The sequence below is a fragment of the Stappia stellulata DSM 5886 genome, from assembly GCF_000423705.1.
Taxonomy (GTDB): Bacteria; Pseudomonadota; Alphaproteobacteria; order Rhizobiales; family Stappiaceae; genus Stappia; species Stappia stellulata.
This window is the reverse complement of record NZ_AUIM01000004.1, coordinates 1,050,594-1,068,062: the sequence shown is the minus strand read 5'-3', so window position 1 is coordinate 1,068,062 and position 17,469 is coordinate 1,050,594. Positions and strand designations below refer to the sequence as shown.

At 62.7% G+C, this 17,469-nt stretch carries 30 protein-coding genes; all 30 read left to right on the top strand.

All coding sequences use genetic code 11. The features are described 5' to 3' along the window. Positions 1-432: EF-Tu C-terminal domain-related protein (locus G572_RS0105240; protein ID WP_029057584.1), on the top strand; the 432-nt coding region annotated here is incomplete at its 5' end. Positions 433-491: 59 nt separating this feature from the next. After that, on the top strand, positions 492-800 hold the full coding sequence (rpsJ, locus tag G572_RS0105235) for a 30S ribosomal protein S10 (RefSeq protein ID WP_029057583.1): 309 nt from the start codon (positions 492-494) through the stop codon (positions 798-800). 25 nt (positions 801-825) lie between these two features. Beyond that, positions 826-1,536, top strand: a complete 711-nt coding sequence (rplC, locus tag G572_RS0105230) for a 50S ribosomal protein L3 (RefSeq protein WP_029057582.1) — start codon at positions 826-828, stop codon at positions 1,534-1,536. Next, positions 1,536-2,156, top strand: a complete 621-nt coding sequence (gene rplD, locus G572_RS0105225) for a 50S ribosomal protein L4 (protein WP_029057581.1) — start codon at positions 1,536-1,538, stop codon at positions 2,154-2,156. The genes rplC and rplD overlap by 1 nt, the downstream gene beginning before the upstream one ends. Then, positions 2,153-2,446 carry a 50S ribosomal protein L23 gene (locus G572_RS0105220; protein WP_029057580.1) on the top strand — a complete coding sequence of 98 codons (294 nt, stop codon included), beginning with the start codon at positions 2,153-2,155 and terminating at the stop codon, positions 2,444-2,446. Before rplD ends, G572_RS0105220 begins: the two co-directional genes overlap by 4 nt. Positions 2,447-2,462: 16 nt before the next feature. Then, positions 2,463-3,296 (top strand): 50S ribosomal protein L2, encoded by an 834-nt coding sequence (gene rplB, locus G572_RS0105215; protein ID WP_029057579.1) that lies wholly within the window; start codon positions 2,463-2,465, stop codon positions 3,294-3,296. 12 nt (positions 3,297-3,308) lie between these two features. Next, positions 3,309-3,587 (top strand): 30S ribosomal protein S19, encoded by a 279-nt coding sequence (gene rpsS / locus G572_RS0105210; protein ID WP_029057578.1) that lies wholly within the window; start codon positions 3,309-3,311, stop codon positions 3,585-3,587. Between the two features lie 2 nt (positions 3,588-3,589). Continuing rightward, positions 3,590-3,970, top strand: coding sequence for a 50S ribosomal protein L22 (rplV, locus tag G572_RS0105205; RefSeq protein ID WP_029057577.1), 381 nt, complete (start codon positions 3,590-3,592; stop codon positions 3,968-3,970). Next, positions 3,970-4,686, top strand: coding sequence for a 30S ribosomal protein S3 (gene rpsC, locus G572_RS0105200; protein ID WP_029057576.1), 717 nt, complete (start codon positions 3,970-3,972; stop codon positions 4,684-4,686). Before rplV ends, rpsC begins: the two co-directional genes overlap by 1 nt. A gap of 46 nt (positions 4,687-4,732) precedes the next feature. Further along, the gene (gene rplP, locus G572_RS0105195; protein WP_029057575.1) at positions 4,733-5,146 is read left to right on the top strand and encodes a 50S ribosomal protein L16; all 414 of its coding nucleotides are present in this window, start codon (positions 4,733-4,735) and stop codon (positions 5,144-5,146) included. A 23-nt stretch (positions 5,147-5,169) separates the two neighbouring features. Then, positions 5,170-5,370: a 50S ribosomal protein L29 gene (gene rpmC, locus G572_RS0105190; RefSeq protein ID WP_029057574.1), complete on the top strand. Its 201-nt coding sequence runs from the start codon at positions 5,170-5,172 to the stop codon at positions 5,368-5,370. A 10-nt stretch (positions 5,371-5,380) separates the two neighbouring features. Beyond that, positions 5,381-5,623: a 30S ribosomal protein S17 gene (gene rpsQ, locus G572_RS0105185; RefSeq protein WP_029057573.1), complete on the top strand. Its 243-nt coding sequence runs from the start codon at positions 5,381-5,383 to the stop codon at positions 5,621-5,623. A gap of 56 nt (positions 5,624-5,679) precedes the next feature. Beyond that, a complete protein-coding gene (gene rplN / locus G572_RS0105180) occupies positions 5,680-6,048 on the top strand; it encodes a 50S ribosomal protein L14 (protein WP_029057572.1) in 369 nt (122 codons plus the stop codon). After that, positions 6,048-6,365 carry a 50S ribosomal protein L24 gene (rplX, locus tag G572_RS0105175; protein WP_029057571.1) on the top strand — a complete coding sequence of 106 codons (318 nt, stop codon included), beginning with the start codon at positions 6,048-6,050 and terminating at the stop codon, positions 6,363-6,365. The genes rplN and rplX overlap by 1 nt, the downstream gene beginning before the upstream one ends. Further along, positions 6,358-6,915 carry a 50S ribosomal protein L5 gene (gene rplE, locus G572_RS0105170; protein WP_037545374.1) on the top strand — a complete coding sequence of 186 codons (558 nt, stop codon included), beginning with the start codon at positions 6,358-6,360 and terminating at the stop codon, positions 6,913-6,915. Before rplX ends, rplE begins: the two co-directional genes overlap by 8 nt. A gap of 29 nt (positions 6,916-6,944) precedes the next feature. Beyond that, positions 6,945-7,250 carry a 30S ribosomal protein S14 gene (gene rpsN / locus G572_RS0105165; protein WP_029057569.1) on the top strand — a complete coding sequence of 102 codons (306 nt, stop codon included), beginning with the start codon at positions 6,945-6,947 and terminating at the stop codon, positions 7,248-7,250. Positions 7,251-7,260: 10 nt separating this feature from the next. Further along, the gene (rpsH, locus tag G572_RS0105160; protein WP_029057568.1) at positions 7,261-7,659 is read left to right on the top strand and encodes a 30S ribosomal protein S8; all 399 of its coding nucleotides are present in this window, start codon (positions 7,261-7,263) and stop codon (positions 7,657-7,659) included. A gap of 44 nt (positions 7,660-7,703) precedes the next feature. Further along, positions 7,704-8,237 carry a 50S ribosomal protein L6 gene (gene rplF / locus G572_RS0105155; RefSeq protein ID WP_029057567.1) on the top strand — a complete coding sequence of 178 codons (534 nt, stop codon included), beginning with the start codon at positions 7,704-7,706 and terminating at the stop codon, positions 8,235-8,237. Positions 8,238-8,248: 11 nt separating this feature from the next. Continuing rightward, positions 8,249-8,611, top strand: coding sequence for a 50S ribosomal protein L18 (rplR, locus tag G572_RS0105150; protein ID WP_029057566.1), 363 nt, complete (start codon positions 8,249-8,251; stop codon positions 8,609-8,611). A 42-nt stretch (positions 8,612-8,653) separates the two neighbouring features. Further along, positions 8,654-9,229, top strand: a complete 576-nt coding sequence (gene rpsE / locus G572_RS0105145; RefSeq protein WP_029057565.1) for a 30S ribosomal protein S5 — start codon at positions 8,654-8,656, stop codon at positions 9,227-9,229. Between the two features lie 42 nt (positions 9,230-9,271). Then, on the top strand, positions 9,272-9,466 hold the full coding sequence (gene rpmD, locus G572_RS0105140; protein ID WP_029057564.1) for a 50S ribosomal protein L30: 195 nt from the start codon (positions 9,272-9,274) through the stop codon (positions 9,464-9,466). A gap of 20 nt (positions 9,467-9,486) precedes the next feature. Continuing rightward, entirely contained in the window at positions 9,487-9,957 is a 471-nt protein-coding gene (rplO, locus tag G572_RS0105135; RefSeq protein ID WP_029057563.1) for a 50S ribosomal protein L15, read from the top strand. A 48-nt stretch (positions 9,958-10,005) separates the two neighbouring features. Continuing rightward, positions 10,006-11,340, top strand: a complete 1,335-nt coding sequence (secY, locus tag G572_RS0105130; RefSeq protein ID WP_029057562.1) for a preprotein translocase subunit SecY — start codon at positions 10,006-10,008, stop codon at positions 11,338-11,340. Next, positions 11,337-11,933 (top strand): adenylate kinase, encoded by a 597-nt coding sequence (locus tag G572_RS0105125; RefSeq protein WP_029057561.1) that lies wholly within the window; start codon positions 11,337-11,339, stop codon positions 11,931-11,933. The genes secY and G572_RS0105125 overlap by 4 nt, the downstream gene beginning before the upstream one ends. 162 nt (positions 11,934-12,095) lie before the next feature. Next, complete coding sequence (gene rpsM / locus G572_RS0105120; protein WP_029057560.1) at positions 12,096-12,464, top strand: 30S ribosomal protein S13; 369 nt, start codon at positions 12,096-12,098, stop codon at positions 12,462-12,464. A gap of 71 nt (positions 12,465-12,535) precedes the next feature. Then, positions 12,536-12,925, top strand: a complete 390-nt coding sequence (gene rpsK / locus G572_RS0105115) for a 30S ribosomal protein S11 (protein WP_029057559.1) — start codon at positions 12,536-12,538, stop codon at positions 12,923-12,925. Between the two features lie 25 nt (positions 12,926-12,950). Continuing rightward, positions 12,951-14,030 carry a DNA-directed RNA polymerase subunit alpha gene (locus G572_RS0105110; protein ID WP_208979015.1) on the top strand — a complete coding sequence of 360 codons (1,080 nt, stop codon included), beginning with the start codon at positions 12,951-12,953 and terminating at the stop codon, positions 14,028-14,030. Positions 14,031-14,104: 74 nt separating this feature from the next. Further along, complete coding sequence (gene rplQ, locus G572_RS0105105) at positions 14,105-14,530, top strand: 50S ribosomal protein L17 (protein WP_029057557.1); 426 nt, start codon at positions 14,105-14,107, stop codon at positions 14,528-14,530. A 148-nt stretch (positions 14,531-14,678) separates the two neighbouring features. Then, positions 14,679-16,118 (top strand): Do family serine endopeptidase, encoded by a 1,440-nt coding sequence (locus G572_RS0105100; RefSeq protein WP_037545371.1) that lies wholly within the window; start codon positions 14,679-14,681, stop codon positions 16,116-16,118. 30 nt (positions 16,119-16,148) lie between these two features. Continuing rightward, positions 16,149-17,459, top strand: a complete 1,311-nt coding sequence (locus tag G572_RS0105095; RefSeq protein ID WP_029057555.1) for a replication-associated recombination protein A — start codon at positions 16,149-16,151, stop codon at positions 17,457-17,459. Positions 17,460-17,469 lie beyond the last annotated feature (10 nt).

Genomic DNA, 17,469 nt, shown 5'->3' with positions numbered 1-17,469 from the left:
AAGAAGACGACGGTTACGGGCGTCGAGATGTTCCGCAAGCTGCTCGATCAGGGCCAGGCTGGCGACAACATCGGCGCGCTGATCCGCGGCATCGGTCGTGAAGACGTCGAGCGCGGTCAGGTTCTGTGCAAGCCGGGTTCGGTTACGCCGCACACGAAGTTCAATGCGGAAGCCTACATCCTGACGAAGGAAGAGGGCGGTCGTCACACGCCGTTCTTCACGAACTACCGTCCGCAGTTCTACTTCCGCACGACGGACGTGACGGGCGTTGTCGATCTTCCGGAAGGCACGGAAATGGTCATGCCGGGCGACAATGTGTCGGTCGTCGTGACGCTGATCGTGCCGATCGCGATGGAAGACGGACTTCGCTTCGCGATCCGCGAAGGCGGCCGCACGGTCGGTGCCGGCGTCGTCGCGTCGATCATCGAGTAATCCGCGAGACCCGCGGGACGGACCTTGTGTCCGCCCGCGGACCGCATGGGGATTTGGACATGAACGGTCAAAACATTCGGATCCGTCTCAAGGCGTTCGACCATCGAGTTCTCGATGCCTCGACCCGCGAGATCGTCAGCACGGCGAAACGGACCGGTGCACAAGTGCGCGGTCCTGTGCCGCTGCCCACGCGGATCGAGAAGTACACAGTGCTTCGTGGTCCGCATATCGACAAGAAAAGCCGTGATCAGTTCGAGATGCGCACGCATAAGCGTCTTCTCGACATCGTTGATCCGACGCCGCAGACCGTGGACGCGCTGATGAAGCTCGACCTCGCCGCTGGTGTCGACGTCGAGATCAAGCTGTAAGGCGCTCACAAGGGGACACGCCGATATGCGTTCTGGAGTGATCGCACAGAAGGTGGGTATGACGCGCATCTATAATGATGCGGGTGAGCATGTGCCGGTAACGGTGCTGAAGCTCGAAAACTGTCAGGTAATCGCCCACCGGACGGAAGAGAAAAACGGTTATGTTGCGGTGCAGGTTGGCGCCGGACTGGCCAAGGTTAAGAACACGCCGCGCGCCATGCGCGGGCACTTCGCCGTCGCGAAGGTTGAGCCGAAGCGCAAGCTCGCGGAATTCCGCGTCTCGCAGGACAACCTGATCGACGTCGGTGCCGAAATCACGGCGGACCATTTTGTCGAAGGGCAGTTCGTGGATGTCACGGGCACCTCGATCGGCAAGGGCTTCGCCGGTGCCATGAAGCGGCACAACTTCGGCGGCCTTCGCGCCTCGCACGGTGTGTCGATTTCGCACCGTTCGCATGGCTCGACCGGTCAGTGCCAGGACCCCGGCAAGGTGTTCAAGGGCAAGAAAATGGCCGGGCACATGGGTGCCGAGCAGGTGACCACGCAGAACCTGAAGATCGTTCGCACCGACGTTGAGCGCGGGCTGATCATGATCCAGGGCGCCGTCCCGGGATCGAAAGGTGGCTGGATCGTCATCCGCGACGCGGTCAAGAAGGCGCTTCCGGACGGTGTTCCGATGCCGGGTGCCTTCCGCGCGGTCGAGGCTGCTGCTGCAGTCGAGAAGGAGAGCGAGTGATGGAACTTGAGGTAAAGACCCTCGACGGGGCTGCCGCCGGTTCGATCACGGTGTCGGACGAGATCTTCGGTCTCGAGCCGCGCACCGACCTGATCCACCGCGTCGTGCGCTGGCAGCTGGCGCGTCGCCAGGCCGGCACGCACAAGGCGAAGCAGCGTTCGGAGATTTCCGGCACGACGAAGAAGTTCGTCCGCCAGAAGGGCACGGGCGGCGCGCGTCACGGCAACAAGAAGGCTCCGCAGTTCCGCGGCGGCGGCAAGGCCCACGGGCCGGTCGTCCGCAGCCATGCGCACGATCTTCCCAAGAAGGTCCGCGCGCTCGGCCTGCGGCATGCCCTTTCGGCGAAGCTGAAGGGCGACGGTATCATCGTCGTCGATTCCGCCAAGCTCGAGGAAGCCAAGACCAAGGCGCTGTTCGCCCGTTTCGCCAAGCTCGGTCTCAGCAATGCGCTGATCATCGACGGCAGCGAGGTCGACACGAACTTCCGCCTTGCATCGCGCAACATTCCGGCGATCGACGTTCTGCCGATCGAGGGTATCAACGTCTACGATATCCTGCGGCGTGAAAAACTGGTGTTGACCAAGGCGGCGTTGTCGGCCCTGGAGGAGCGGTTCAAATGAGCACTCTCAAGCACTTTGACACGGTCGTGTCCCCGGTGATCACCGAGAAGGCGACTTTCGCGTCCGAGCAGAACAAGGTCGTGTTCAACGTTGCGCCGACCGCCACGAAGCCCGAGATCAAGGCCGCTGTCGAAGCGCTCTTCGGGGTGAAGGTGACGGCCGTGAACACCCTTGTCCGCAAGGGCAAGCAGAAGCGGTTCCGCGGGCGGATCGGCCAGCAGTCCGACGTCAAGAAGGCGGTCGTGACCCTGCAGGACGGCCAGTCCATCGACGTCACAACCGGTCTGTAAGGGCGGAGAGGGAACAATGGCACTCAAAACCTTCAATCCGACGTCGCCCGGTCGGCGCCAGCTGGTCCAGGTGGACCGCTCGTCGCTGTACAAGGGCAAGCCGGTCAAGGCTCTGACCGAGGGGCTTTCCAAGTCCGGCGGTCGCAACAACACCGGTCGCACGACGTCGCCGAACCGCGGTGGCGGGCACAAGCGCCGCTACCGTCTGGTCGACTTCAAGCGCACCAAGCTGGACGTTTCGGCCACGGTCGAGCGGATCGAATACGATCCCAACCGGACCGCGTTCATTGCGCTGATCAAGTATGAGGACGGCGAGCTGTCCTACATCCTGGCTCCGCAGCGCCTGGCCGTTGGCGACAAAGTCCTCGCCGGCAAGTCGGTCGACGTGAAGCCGGGCAATGCGATGCCGCTGGCCTCCATTCCGGTCGGCACCATCGTCCACAACGTCGAGATGAAGCCCGGCAAGGGCGGTCAGATCGCTCGTTCGGCCGGTGCCTACGCACAGGTTGTGGGACGTGACCAGGGTTACACCACGATCCGCTTGCTTTCGGGCGAGCAGCGTCGGGTGCTTGGGACCTGCATGGCCTCGATCGGTGCCGTGTCCAATCCGGACCACGGCAACATCAATCTCGGCAAGGCGGGTCGTTCCCGCTGGCAGGGTCGTCGCCCGCATGTGCGTGGTGTCGCCATGAACCCGGTCGATCACCCGCACGGTGGTGGTGAGGGTCGTACCTCCGGTGGCCGTCATCCGGTGACGCCGTGGGGCAAGCCGACCAAGGGCAAGCGCACGCGTTCGAACAAGGCCACGGACAAATACATCGTCCGCAGCCGCCACGCGCGCAAGAAGTAAAAGGGGCCGACCATGGCACGTTCAGTTTGGAAGGGCCCGTTCGTCGACGGCTTTCTGCTGAAGAAGGCAGAAAAGGTCCGCGCGTCGGGCCGAAACGAAATCATCAAGATCTGGAGCCGGCGTTCGACGATCCTGCCCCAGTTCGTGGGTTTGACCTTCGGCGTCTACAATGGCCAGAAGCACGTTCCGGTGCTGGTGTCTGAAGACATGATCGGTCACAAGTTCGGCGAGTTCTCGCCAACGCGCACCTATTATGGCCATGGCGCCGACAAGAAGGCGAAGAGGAAGTAACCATGGGCAAGCCGAAGGGCGGGCGCGCGCTCGCCGATAATGAGGCGAAGTCGGTCGCCCGGATGCTGCGCGTTTCTCCGCGCAAGCTGAACCTTGTTGCGGAAACGATCCGCGGCAAAAAGGTGGAAAAGGCGCTGTCCGATCTCACCTTCTCGCGCAAGCGGATTTCCGACGACGTCAAGAAGGCGTTGATGTCGGCGATCGCGAACGCGGAGAACAACCATGACCTCAATGTCGACAGCCTGGTCGTGGCCGAGGCGCATGTCGGCAAGGCATTCGTGATCAAGCGGTTCCAGGCTCGTGCCCGTGGCCGTGTGGGTCGGATCGAGAAGCCTTTCTCGAACCTTACCATCGTCGTCCGCGAAGTCGAGGAGACCGCCTGATGGGACACAAAGTAAATCCGATCGGTCTGCGTCTTGGCATCAACCGCACCTGGGATTCGCGCTGGTACGCGGACAAGGGTGAATACGGCCAGCTGCTGCATGAGGACTTCCGCATCCGGGAGTACATCCTCAAGGCTCTGAAGCAGGCAGCCGTTTCCAAGGTTGTCGTCGAGCGTCCGCACCGCAAGTGCCGCGTTTCGGTTCACTCGGGTCGTCCGGGTGTCGTGATCGGCAAGAAGGGCGCGGACATCGAGAAGCTCCGCAAGGCGCTTTCGCAGATCACCAACTCCGATGTGCACATCAACATCGTTGAAGTGCGCAAGCCCGAGATCGACGCTCAGCTGGTTGCTGACGGCATCTCGCAGCAGTTGGAGCGCCGCGTTGCCTTCCGTCGTGCCATGAAGCGGGCGGTTCAGTCCGCCATGCGGATGGGCGCACAGGGCATCCGGATCAACTGTGGCGGCCGTCTTGGCGGCGCCGAGATCGCCCGGACCGAATGGTACCGCGAAGGTCGTGTGCCGCTGCACACGCTGCGCGCGGACATTGACTTCGGCATGTCCACGGCCCACACGGCCTACGGCACATGCGGCGTCAAGGTCTGGATCTTCAAGGGTGAGATTCTCGAACACGATCCGATGGCGCATGAGCGTCGCGCGGTCGAGGGCGACGGATCGAACCAGGGCGGCGGACGCCGCGATCGCGGACGCGCTGCCTAACAGGCGGCGGTCGGGTCTTGGACAGTAGCAAAGCGAGAGAGTAGAGATGCTGCAACCGAAGCGAACGAAGTTCCGCAAGCAGCACAAGGGCCGGATCCATGGTACCGCCAAGGGCGGAACCGATCTCAATTTCGGCGCCTTCGGCCTGAAGGCCGTGGAGCCGGAGCGGGTGACCGCACGCCAGATCGAGGCGGCCCGTCGTGCCATGACCCGTCACATGAAGCGTGCGGGTCGTGTTTGGATCAGGATTTTCCCGGACGTGCCGGTGTCGTCGAAGCCGACTGAAGTGCGTATGGGTAAGGGCAAGGGTTCGCCGGATTATTGGGCCGCTAAGGTCAAGCCCGGTCGGATCATGTTCGAGATCGACGGTGTGCCGGAAGACACGGCACGCGAAGCGATGCGCCTTGCTGCAGCCAAGCTGCCGATCAAGTGCCGCTTCGTTCAGCGTATCGCCGACTGAGGCGGGACCAGGAGAGTAGTGCCATGAAGGCCATGGACGTTCGGGCAAAGACCTTGGACGAGCTGGTAGCGGACCTTGAAAGCCTGAAGAAAGAGCAGTTCAACCTGCGCTTTCAGCGGGCCACCGGCCAGCTTGAGAATACGGCGCGTGTGCGCCAGGTGCGTCGTGACATTGCGCGCATTCAAACGATCATGCGCGACAAGCGCGTGGCAACAAGCGCGTAAGGAGACCATTATGCCGAAACGCGTACTGCAGGGCGTTGTGGTGAGCGACGCCAACGAAAAGACGGTCACGGTTCGTGTGGAGCGCCGCTTCACCCATCCGCTGTTCAAGAAGACCGTCCGCCGCTCGAAGAAGTATCGGGCGCACGACGAGACCAACGCGCACAAGACGGGCGATACCGTCCAGATCCAAGAGTGCGCGCCGATTTCGAAGACCAAAACCTGGACCGTTGTCGAAACGTCGACTGCGGACTGACATGACTTCCGGCGTTCGCAAGCGAACACGGTGAGAGAAGAACAAGGCGGCCAGTCATGATTCAGATGCAAACAAACCTCGACGTGGCGGATAATTCCGGCGCCCGTCGTGTCATGTGCATCAAAGTGCTCGGCGGCTCCAAGCGGAAATATGCCAGCGTCGGCGACATCATCGTCGTCAGCGTGAAAGAGGCAACACCGCGCGGCCGCGTCAAAAAGGGCGACGTGATGAAAGCGGTCGTCGTGCGCACGGCGAAGGATATTCGCCGTCCCGACGGCTCGGTGATCCGGTTCGACCGCAATGCGGCGGTCCTGGTCAACAACAACAAGGAACCGGTGGGGACCCGTATCTTCGGCCCGGTTCCGCGCGAGTTGCGTGCGAAGAATCACATGAAGGTGATTTCGCTCGCTCCGGAGGTGCTCTAATGGCCGCCAAGATTAAAAAGGGCGACACCGTTGTCGTGCTCACGGGGCGCGACAAGGGCAAGACCGGTGAAATCATCTCGGTTTCCCCGCAGGACAACAAGGCTCTGGTTCGCGGCGTGAACGTCGTTCGCCGGCACCAGCGCCAGACGGCGCAGTCCGAGGGTGGGATCATCAGCAAGGAGCTGCCGGTTCACATGTCGAACCTGGCGCTTGCCGATCCGAAGGACGGGAAGCCGACTCGTGTCGGGTTCCAGGTGAAGGAAGACGGCACCAAAGTGCGCGTGGCCAAGCGTTCGGGAGATCTGATCGATGGCTGACACCAAGACCTTGCCGCGGCTGAAGACGGAGTATCTTGAAAAGATCCGTCCGCAGATGCAGGAAAAGTTCAACTACAAGAATCCGATGCAGATTCCCTCGCTTGAGAAGATCGTTCTCAACATGGGGATCGGCGAGGCGGTGGCCGACAGCAAGAAGGCCAAGATCGCTGCCGAGGATCTTGCGCATATCGCCGGTCAGAAGCCGGTCATCACCAAGGCCCGCAAGTCCATCGCGACCTTCAAGGTTCGTGAAGGCATGCCGCTTGGCGCCAAGGTGACGCTGCGCGGGGAACGGATGTACGAGTTTCTCGATCGCCTCATCACGATTGCGCTGCCGCGCGTTCGTGACTTCCGCGGCCTGAATGCCAAGAGCTTCGACGGCCGTGGAAACTACGCAATGGGCGTGAAGGAACATATCGTGTTTCCGGAGATCAATTACGATCAGGTCGACCAGATCTGGGGCCTGGACGTGATTGTTTGCACCACCGCGGACAACGATGACGAGGCGCGCGAGCTTCTGCGCGCGTTCAACTTCCCGTTCCGCAAATAACGTAGCGGGAAAAAGAACGAGGACAGACGATGGCGAAGAAGAGCGCGATCGAGAAGAACAAGCGGCGCGAGCGGCTCGTTAAGAAATACGCCGAGAAGCGCACCGCGCTGAAGGCGGCTGCGAAAGACGACAGCCTGTCGCTTGAAGAGCGTTACGCCGCAAGGCTGAAGCTCGCCAAGCTGCCGCGGAATTCCGCGGAGGTGCGTATTCGCAACCGTTGTGAAGTGACAGGACGCCCCCGCGGCTACTATCGCAAGCTGAAGATGTCGCGCGTTGCGCTTCGCGAGCTGGGCTCCAAGGGCTTGGTCCCGGGCCTCGTGAAGTCGAGCTGGTAAGGAGAGTCCGATGGCGATTTCCGATCCCTTGGGCGATATGCTCACCCGGATCCGCAATGCTCAGATGCGGCGCAAGAGCAAGGTCTCTACGCCCGCTTCGAAATTGCGCGAACATGTGCTCGACGTGCTTGCGTCGGAAGGGTATATCCGTGGCTATTCGGCTGTGGAATTCGACGGCGGCAAGGCTGAGCTCGAGATCGAGTTGAAGTACTTTGACGGCGAACCGGTCATTCGTTCGATCGAACGGATTTCCAAGCCGGGGCGGCGGGTGTATTCCTCCGTCAAGAATATCCCGCGTGTGGCGAATGGCCTGGGCGTGTCGATCCTTTCGACGCCGCGCGGTGTCATGGCCGACCATGATGCGCGGGAGCAAAACGTTGGTGGCGAGGTGCTTTGCCGCATCTTCTGATGCTGCAGGGCACTCTTGCAAGGTAAACTGGACAGGTTGGTCTTATGTCTCGAATTGGCAAGAAGCCAGTCCCCGTGCCGAGCGGGGTAACGGCAACGATCAACGGCCAGACGGTAGCGGTCAAGGGTCCGAAGGGGGAACTCTCCTTCGTGGTCAATGATCTCGTTCTGGTCGAAATGACGGACGATGGAATCAAGGTCGATCCGCGCGTCGACAGCAAGCCGGCGCGTGCGATGTGGGGCATGTCCCGCACGATGGTGGAAAACATCGTGACCGGGGTGAGCAAGGGCTTCGAGAAGCGCCTTGAAATCACCGGCGTCGGTTATCGTGCACAGGCGCAGGGCAGGAACCTGCAGCTTGCGCTCGGTTTTTCGCATGACGTCGTGCATCCGATGCCCGAGGGCATCGATGTGGCATGTCCGAAGCCCACGGAAGTCGTGATCACGGGCATCGACAAGCAGCGCGTCGGACAGGTTGCGGCGGAAATCCGCGATTATCGTCCGCCCGAGCCCTACAAGGGCAAGGGTATTCGCTACGCGGGCGAATATATCGTCCGCAAGGAAGGCAAGAAGAAGTAACGGACCGGACCATGGCGAAGACACAATCAGGCTTCGAACGCCGCCGCGACCGCGTCCGTCGTTCGATCAAGAAGGTACTCAACGGGCGTCCGCGCCTGTCGGTGTATCGCTCTTCCAAACAAATCTATGCGCAGATCATCGACGACGCCAAGGGCCATACGCTCGCTTCGGCGTCGAGCGTCGACAAGGATCTTCGCTCCGCTCTCGCTTCGGGCGGCAACACCTCTGCGGCCGAGACCGTCGGCAAGGTGCTCGCCGAGCGCGCCAAGGCGGCCGGCGTCACCAAGGTGGTGTTCGACCGCGGCGGGTACATGTACCACGGGCGCGTCAAGGCTCTGGCCGATGCGGCTCGTGAGGGCGGACTGGAATTCTGATCGTCGTTGAAAGACGCTCACAGACAAACGGAAGCGAATATTATGGCGAGACAGGATAATCGGGATCGCGGAGGCGATCGGAACGAGCGCGACAGCGAATTCGTCGACAAGCTTGTTCACATCAACCGCGTCGCCAAGGTCGTCAAGGGTGGCCGCCGGTTCGGCTTTGCCGCGCTTGTGGTCGTTGGCGACCAGAAGGGCCGCGTCGGCTTCGGTCACGGCAAGGCCCGTGAAGTGCCGGAAGCGATCCGCAAGGCAACGGAAGCCGCGAAGCGGTCGATGATCCGCGTGCCGCTGCGCGAGGGCCGCACCCTGCACCATGACGTCAACGGACGTCACGGCGCGGGCAAGGTGATCCTTCGTGCCGCACCGGCCGGTACCGGCATCATTGCCGGCGGTCCGATGCGTGCGGTGTTCGAGACCCTCGGCGTCCAGGACGTCGTTGCCAAGTCGCTGGGCTCGGCGAACCCCTACAACATGGTGCGTGCCACCTTCGAAGCCCTGAAGCACGAGGACAGCCCGCGTTCGGTCGCGGCTCGCCGCGGTCTCAAGGTGTCGCAGGTCCAGGCCCGTCGCCGTGATATCGACGATAGCGCGCAGGCGGCCGCAGAGGCTTGACCTTTGCGTGCATCGACCCCAGCTTGAGAAAGGCTTGGTTCCATGGCGAACACTGATAAGACCGTTACGGTCGAGCAGGTTGGCAGTCCCTTGCGGCGTCCGAAGGACCAGCGCGCGACGCTGGTCGGCCTCGGACTGAACAAGATGCACCGTCGCTCGACACTCAAGGATACGCCGGAAGTACGCGGCATGATCCGGAAGGTTCAGCATCTCATCCGCGTCGTCGAAGACGCGTGATGGATGCGGGGAGATAAATGATGAAACTGAATGAACTCCGGGACAATCCGGGTGCCACGAAAGACCGCATGCGTGTCGGTCGCGGCATCGGCTCCGGCAAGGGCAAGACCGGCGGCCGTGGCGTCAAGGGTCAGAAGAGCCGTTCGGGCGTCGCGATCAAGGGCTTCGAGGGCGGCCAGATGCCGATCCATCGCCGCCTGCCGAAGCGCGGCTTCACGAACATCTTCGCGAAGTCCTTCTCGGTGGTGTCGCTCGGCCGCGTGCAGATCGCGATCGATGCCGGCAAGCTTGACGCAAGCCAGACGGTGACGGCCGAGGCCCTCAAGGCCGCCGGCGTGATCCGTCGGGTCAAGGACGGCGTCCGCCTTCTGTCCGACGGTGCCCTGAAGGGCGCAGTCTCCTTCGAGATCGCCGGCGCCTCCAAGGCTGCCATCGACGCGGTCGAGAAGGCTGGCGGCAAAGTCACGATTATCGGAGCCCAGGCTGAATAAGCCTGGGTTTTCCCTTGTTCCTGCACGCATATTTGACCGGAGCCTGGAATGGCATCAGCTGCCGAACAGCTAGCGGCTAATCTGAATTTCTCAGCTTTCGCCAAGGCAGAAGAGTTGAAGAAGCGTATCTGGTTCACACTGGGTGCGCTTCTTGTGTATCGGTTCGGCACTTACGTGCCGCTTCCGGGGATCAATCCCGAGGCTTTCGCCCAGGCCTTCGGCCAGGCGCAGCAGGGCATAGTTGGCCTGTTCAACATGTTCTCCGGCGGTGCCGTCCAGCGCATGGCGATCCTCGCACTCGGCATCATGCCGTATATCTCCGCATCGATCATCATTCAGCTTCTCACCTCCGTTGTTCCCTCGCTGGAACAGCTCAAGAAGGAGGGCGAGCAGGGCCGCAAGGTGATCAACCAGTACACCCGTTACGGCACGGTGGTTCTCGCCACCTTCCAGGCGTACGGGCTTGCGGTCGGTCTCGAGAGCGCTGCGAATGTCGTGATCGATCCGGGCTGGTTCTTCCGCATTTCGGCGGTCATTACCTTCGTCGGCGGCACCATGTTCCTGATGTGGCTCGGTGAGCAGATCACCGCGCGCGGCATCGGCAACGGCATTTCGCTGATCATTTTCGCCGGCATCGTTGCGGGTCTTCCCTCGGCAATCGCCTCGACGCTCGAGCTCGGGCGGCAGGGCGCACTCGCCACGCCGATCATCATCGCCATCATCCTGCTGTCCATCGTGGTGATTGCGATCATCGTGTTCATGGAGCGTGCGCAGCGGCGGTTGCTGATCCAGTATCCGAAGCGCCAGATGGGCAACCGGATGTTTGAGGGCAACACCTCTTTCCTGCCGCTCAAGCTCAACACGGCCGGCGTGATTCCGCCGATTTTCGCCTCATCGCTGCTGCTGGTTCCCGCGACACTTTCGGGGCTGGGCACGACCGGCGACGAGAACAGCATCCTGACCACGGTCACGGCGCTGCTTGGCCACGGCCAGCCGCTCTACATGCTGCTTTATGCGGTGCTGATCGTGTTCTTCTGCTTCTTCTACACGGCGATTGTGTTCAATCCGTCGGACACGGCCGACAATCTGAAGAAGCACGGCGGGTTCATCCCGGGCATCCGTCCGGGCGAGCGGACCGCGCAATATATCGACTACGTCTTGACCCGCATCACCGTGGTCGGCGCCATCTACATTGTTCTGGTCTGTCTATTACCCGAATTCCTTATTTCCGCGACGGGCGTTCCGTTCTACTTCGGTGGCACCTCCCTTTTGATCGTCGTCAGCGTGACCATGGATACGGTATCCCAGATCCAGGGCCATCTGCTCGCGCATCAGTATGAGGGACTGGTGAAGAAATCGAAGCTCAGGGGGAAGCGTAGATGAGGTTGATTTTTCTCGGACCGCCGGGTGCCGGCAAGGGCACCCAGGCCGCCCGTCTGGTGGAGAAGCATGGCATTCCGCAACTGTCGACGGGTGACATGCTTCGGGCGGCGGTTGCCGCGGAAACGCCGGTGGGCCTGAAGGCCAAGTCGGTGATGGACGCAGGCGGGCTGGTGTCGGATGACATTGTCATCGGCATCGTCGCCGACCGCATCGAGGAGCCGGATGCCCAAAAGGGGTTCATCCTCGACGGGTTTCCCCGCACGGTCGCCCAGGCGGAAGCGCTGGATGCGATGCTGTCCGAGAAGAACATGAACCTCGATATCGTGCTCGAACTGGACGTGGACCAGTCCGCGCTGGTCGACCGGATCGTCAAGCGGGCGGCCGAGGCCAAGGCAAACGGCGAGCCGGTGCGCAAGGACGACGATCCGGAAGTGTTCAAGCAGCGCCTTGAGGCATACAACCGCGATACCGCAGTCGTTGCGCCCTATTATCGTGGACGCGGGCAGCTGAAATCTGTCGACGGCATGAAGTCGATCGACGAGGTCTCTGCCCAGATCGATTCCGTGCTTGACGCGGTTGGCAGAGAGGTCTAATCCTCGCGACCTGCCCTAATGTACGCATCCGGGTCCGCGTTACGCGCGCGGGACGCGGGTGCGTTCGTGCAGTTTTTCCTCCCCGCATGGGCCGGCCTCCACCGGACGCGGGGCAACCCGGCGGCGCTTCAAGTCCGAAGCCCCCAAAACATGGAGACGGCATTGGCCCGTATCGCAGGTGTAAACATCCCGACGAACAAGCGCGTCGTCATCGCGCTTCAGTACATTCACGGCATCGGCGCCAAGTTTGCCGAGGAGATCATCACCAAGGTGAACATCGCGCCCGAGCGCCGTGTTAACGAGCTTTCGGATGCGGAAGTCCTTGCCATGCGCGAGACCATCGACCGCGATTACATCGTGGAAGGCGATCTTCGCCGCGAAGTCGCGATGAACATCAAGCGCTTGATGGACCTTGGTTGCTACCGCGGGCTGCGCCACCGTCGCGGCCTTCCGGTCCGCGGCCAGCGCACGCACACCAACGCCCGCACCCGCAAGGGCCCGGCGAAGGCGATTGCCGGCAAGAAGAAGTAATTCATCGGAACGTACGGCCCGGTGGAGCCGCCGAACGACGGCGGTGACGAGATCGAGCAAAGGATAGAAAAATGGCTAAAGAAACCACGCGCGTCCGGCGTCGCGAACGGAAGAACATTTCCTCCGGCGTCGCGCATGTGAACTCGACGTTCAACAACACCATGATCACCATCACCGATGCGCAGGGAAACACGATTTCCTGGTCGTCGGCTGGCGCCATGGGCTTCAAGGGCTCGCGCAAGTCGACCCCGTATGCCGCACAGGTGGCCGCGGAAGACGCCGCGAAGAAGGCAGCCGAACACGGCATGCGCACGCTTGAGGTCGAGGTCCGCGGTCCGGGTTCGGGTCGTGAGTCGGCCCTGCGCGCCCTTCAGGCTGCCGGGTTCATGGTGACGTCGATCCGCGACGTGACGCCGATCCCGCACAACGGTTGCCGTCCGCGCAAGCGCCGCCGCGTCTGAGTTTCAGACGTATCACTCCCTTCTCATGGCACAGCATGGCCGTGGCTTGCGGGCCGCGGCGGGACAGCCGGAGGAAAGAGATTTGAGCATTAACAAAAACTGGCAGGAACTGATCAAGCCGAACAAGCTTGAGGTAAAGCCGGGTCATGACGCGCGCCTGCTCGGTGTCGTCGTTGCCGAGCCGCTGGAACGCGGCTTCGGTCTGACCCTCGGCAATGCCCTTCGCCGTGTTCTGCTGTCGTCGCTTCAGGGTGCGGCTGTCACAGCCGTCCAGATCGACGGCGTTCTGCATGAGTTTTCGTCGATCCCCGGCGTTCGCGAGGATGTCACCGACATCGTCCTGAACATCAAGGAAATCGCGATCCGCATGCAGGGCGAGGGCCCCAAGCGCATGGTCGTGCGCAAGCAGGGCCCGGGCGTCGTGACCGCCGGCGACATCCAGGTGGTGGGTGACATCGAGGTCCTCAATCCGGATCTCGTGCTTTGCACGCTCGACGAGGGTGCGGAGATCCGCATGGAGTTCACCGTGAACACCGGCAAGGGCTATGTCGCAGCCGACCGCAACCGTCCGGAAGACGCGCCGATCGGCCTGATCCCGGTCGACAGCCTGTATTCTCCGGTCAAGAAGGTGTCCTACCGGGTGGAAAACACCCGTGAAGGCCAGGTTCTCGACTATGACAAGCTGTCGCTGACGATCGAGACCGACGGATCGGTGACGCCCGAGGACACCGTCGCCTTCGCAGCCCGGATCCTTCAGGACCAGCTCTCGATCTTCGTCAACTTCGAAGAGCCGCGCCGCGAAGTGAAGGAAGACACCGTTCCGGAACTCGCCTTCAACCCGGCGCTCTTGAAGAAGGTCGACGAGCTCGAGCTTTCCGTGCGTTCGGCCAACTGCCTGAAGAACGACAATATCGTGTATATTGGCGATCTCATCCAGAAGACCGAAGCCGAAATGCTGCGCACGCCGAACTTCGGTCGCAAGTCGCTGAACGAGATCAAGGAAGTTCTCGCCCAGATGGGTCTCCACCTCGGCATGGAGGTGGCCAACTGGCCGCCGGAGAACATCGACGAGCTCGCCAAGCGCTACGAAGATCATCAGTACTGATCGCGCGGGTTGCGCGGTCTTCAGGTAACAGCATCAGGCGGGTTGGTCCGCCGTGACAGGAAAAGGAGAGAGCCATGCGCCACGGCAATCGCGGCCGCAAGCTCAATCGGACTTCGAGCCATCGCAAGGCGATGTTTGCAAACATGTCCGCATCGCTGATTGAGCATGAGCAGATCGTGACGACGCTTCCCAAGGCAAAGGAACTGCGTCCGATCGTCGAGAAGCTGATCACCCTCGGCAAGCGTGGCGACCTGCACGCCCGCCGTCAGGCGATTTCGCAGATTCGCGACGTCGCGCTCGTTCGCAAGTTGTTCGACACGCTTGCGGAGCGCTACAAGGGCCGCAACGGCGGTTACACGCGCGTTCTCAAGGCGGGCTTCCGCTATGGTGACAATGCGCCGCTGGCCGTGATCGAGTTCGTCGATCGCGACGTCGAGGCAAAGGGTGCTGCCGATCGTGCACGCTCCGAAGCCGAAGACACGGCCGAAGCCGCAGCATAAGCTGCCGCGACACGACACGAATGAAAAGGCGGCCTTCGGGTCGCCTTTTTTGTTACCTTCGATCCGCCTATATCGGGGGAGGCGAGTCGGGCGGCCGCTCCCGTGCGCAACGCCCGAGGCAGAAATCCGGATTGTGGGGAATGGCGAGATGACGGGATATGCAGGCACGATTGTGCGGGCAGCGTTGCGAGTTGGCGGTTTGGCCGTATTGGCGGTCGCTCTCGCTCTGCCGGGCCAGGCCTCCGACCGGCAGACGCCGCGTTCGGCGGTGGAACTCAAGGCGTCCTTCGCGCCCGTGGTCAAGACGGCAGCGCCGGCGGTGGTCAATGTCTATGCGAAGCGGACCGTGCGCCAGCGCCAGACATCGCCGTTCTTCGACGATCCGTTCTTCCGGCGTTTCTTCGGCAATCCGGGACAGGATCTCGGGCGCCCGCGCGAACGGGTGGAATCCTCGCTCGGGTCCGGCGTGATCATCTCCGCCGACGGGGTGATCGTGACCAACCATCACGTGATCAAGGGCGCGGACGAGGTGCGCGTCGCGCTGTCGGACCGGCGCGAGTTCGATGCGGAAATCATCGTGCTTGACGAAAAGACCGATCTCGCCATCCTCAAGGCGAAAGACCTGAACGGCACGTTGCCCTATCTGGAATTCGCCGATTCCGACACGGTCGAGGTCGGCGACATCGTGCTTGCCGTCGGCAATCCCTTCGGCGTCGGGCAAACCGTGACGCAGGGGATCGTTTCGGCACTGGCGCGCACGCGGGTCGGCGTCTCGGACTACCAGTTCTTCATCCAGACCGATGCGGCGATCAACCCGGGCAATTCGGGTGGCGCGCTCGTGGACGTCGACGGACGGCTTGTCGGCATCAACACCGCGATCTTCTCGCGCTCGGGCGGCTCGAACGGTATCGGCTTCGCCATTCCCTCCAACATGGTGCATTTCGTCGCCGTCGCGGCCCAGGGCGACGGCACCGTGCGGCGCCCATGGCTCGGGGCCGGCCTGCAGTCGGTCGGCGCGGAGATCGCCGAGGCGATGGGGCTGGACCGCCCGCGCGGCGTGCTCGTCACCCAGATCGCGCCCGACAGCCCGGCAGAGGCATCCGGCCTGCGCGTGGGCGACCTGATCATCCGTGTGGCCGATGCGGAGATTACCGATCCCAACAGTTTCGGCTACCGCTTCGCGACCAAGGAAATCGGCTCCACGACGCGTTTCACCATCCTGCGTGGCACGGGGGAGCAGGAGATCACCGTATCGCTCGAGGCCGCGCCCGAGACCGTTGCGCGCGATCCGAGGCGCATCGAGGGCTATTCGCCCTTCGCCGGAACGACGGTGGTCAATCTCTCGCCCGCCGTTGCCGAGGAGCTGCGTCTCGATACCTTCGAGCAGGGCGTTGTCGTTTCAGAGCTGGAGCCGGGATCCACCGCCAACCGCGTCGGCCTTGAGGTCGGCGACATCCTGCTGTCGGTGAACGGACGCGAGATCGCCACATCGCGCGAGCTTCAGCGCATCGCCGGCGGCGATCCGGGGATCTGGCGGCTCGAGATCAAGCGCGGCGACCGGGTGCTGCGCATCGCCCTTCGGGGTTAGGGCAATGGCCGCGAAAGAAGCCGTTCGGCGATGAGTGACCTGTTTCAAAGCGCGGGACTGGATGCGGGGGCGGTGCGACCGCTCGCCGACCGGTTGCGCCCGGCGCAGTTGAGCGAGGTCGTCGGCCAGGATCATCTGCTGGGCGAGGACGGCGCACTGACGCGGATGCTGCGCACGCGAAGCCTCGGGTCGCTGATTTTTTGGGGCCCGCCCGGCACGGGAAAGACCACCGTGGCGCGGCTTCTCGCCGAACAGACCGATCTGCGCTTCGAGCAGATCTCGGCAATCTTCACCGGGGTCGCCGATCTCAAGAAGGTGTTCGAGGCCGCGCGCGCCGCGCGCAGTATCGGGCAGGGGACGCTGCTCTTCGTCGACGAGATCCATCGTTTCAACCGCGCGCAGCAGGACGGGTTCCTTCCCGTCATGGAGGACGGAACGGTGACGCTCGTCGGGGCGACCACCGAAAACCCGAGCTTTGAACTCAATGCGGCGCTTTTGTCGCGTGCGCATGTCCTGACCTTCAAGACGCTCGACAGCGAGGCCATTGCAAAGCTGCTGGAGCGCGCGGAAGCGGAGGAAGGTCGGCCCCTGCCGCTCGATGAAGGCGCGCGCGCGGTTCTCCTGCGCATGGCGGATGGCGACGGCCGTTCGGCGCTGACGCTTGCCGAGGATGTCTGGCGCGCGGCATGGGAGGGCGAGACCTTCGATGCCGAGCGTCTCCAGGAGATCGTGCAGCGGCGCGCCCCGGTCTACGACAAGTCCCGCGACGGGCACTACAATCTCATTTCCGCGCTCCACAAGTCCGTGCGCGGGTCCGATCCCGATGCAGCGCTTTACTGGTTCTGCCGCATGCTCGATGGCGGCGAGGACCCTTTGTTTCTTGCGCGCCGGCTGATCCGAATGGCGGTGGAGGACATCGGGCTTGCCGATCCGCAGGCGCTGGTGCAGGCAAATGCGGCGCGCGATGCCTATCAGATGCTTGGCTCTCCCGAGGGCGAACTGGCGCTGGCGCAGTCGGTCGTCTATCTCGCGACCGCGCCGAAGTCGAACGGCGTTTACAAGGCCTACAAGGCGGCCGTGCGCTCGGCAAAGCAGAACGGCTCGCTGTCGCCGCCGAAGCATATCCTCAACGCGCCGACCAAGCTGATGAAGTCGGAGGGCTATGGCTCCGGCTATGCCTATGACCATGATGCGCCGGATGCGTTTTCCGGTCAGGACTACTTTCCGGAAAGCATGGGGCGGCAGCAGTTTTACGATCCGCCGGAGCGGGGATTCGAGCGCGAGGTCCGCAAGCGCCTGGATTACTGGGAACGCCTTCGCCGCGAGCGCGCCGGCGGCTGAGCAGGCGGAT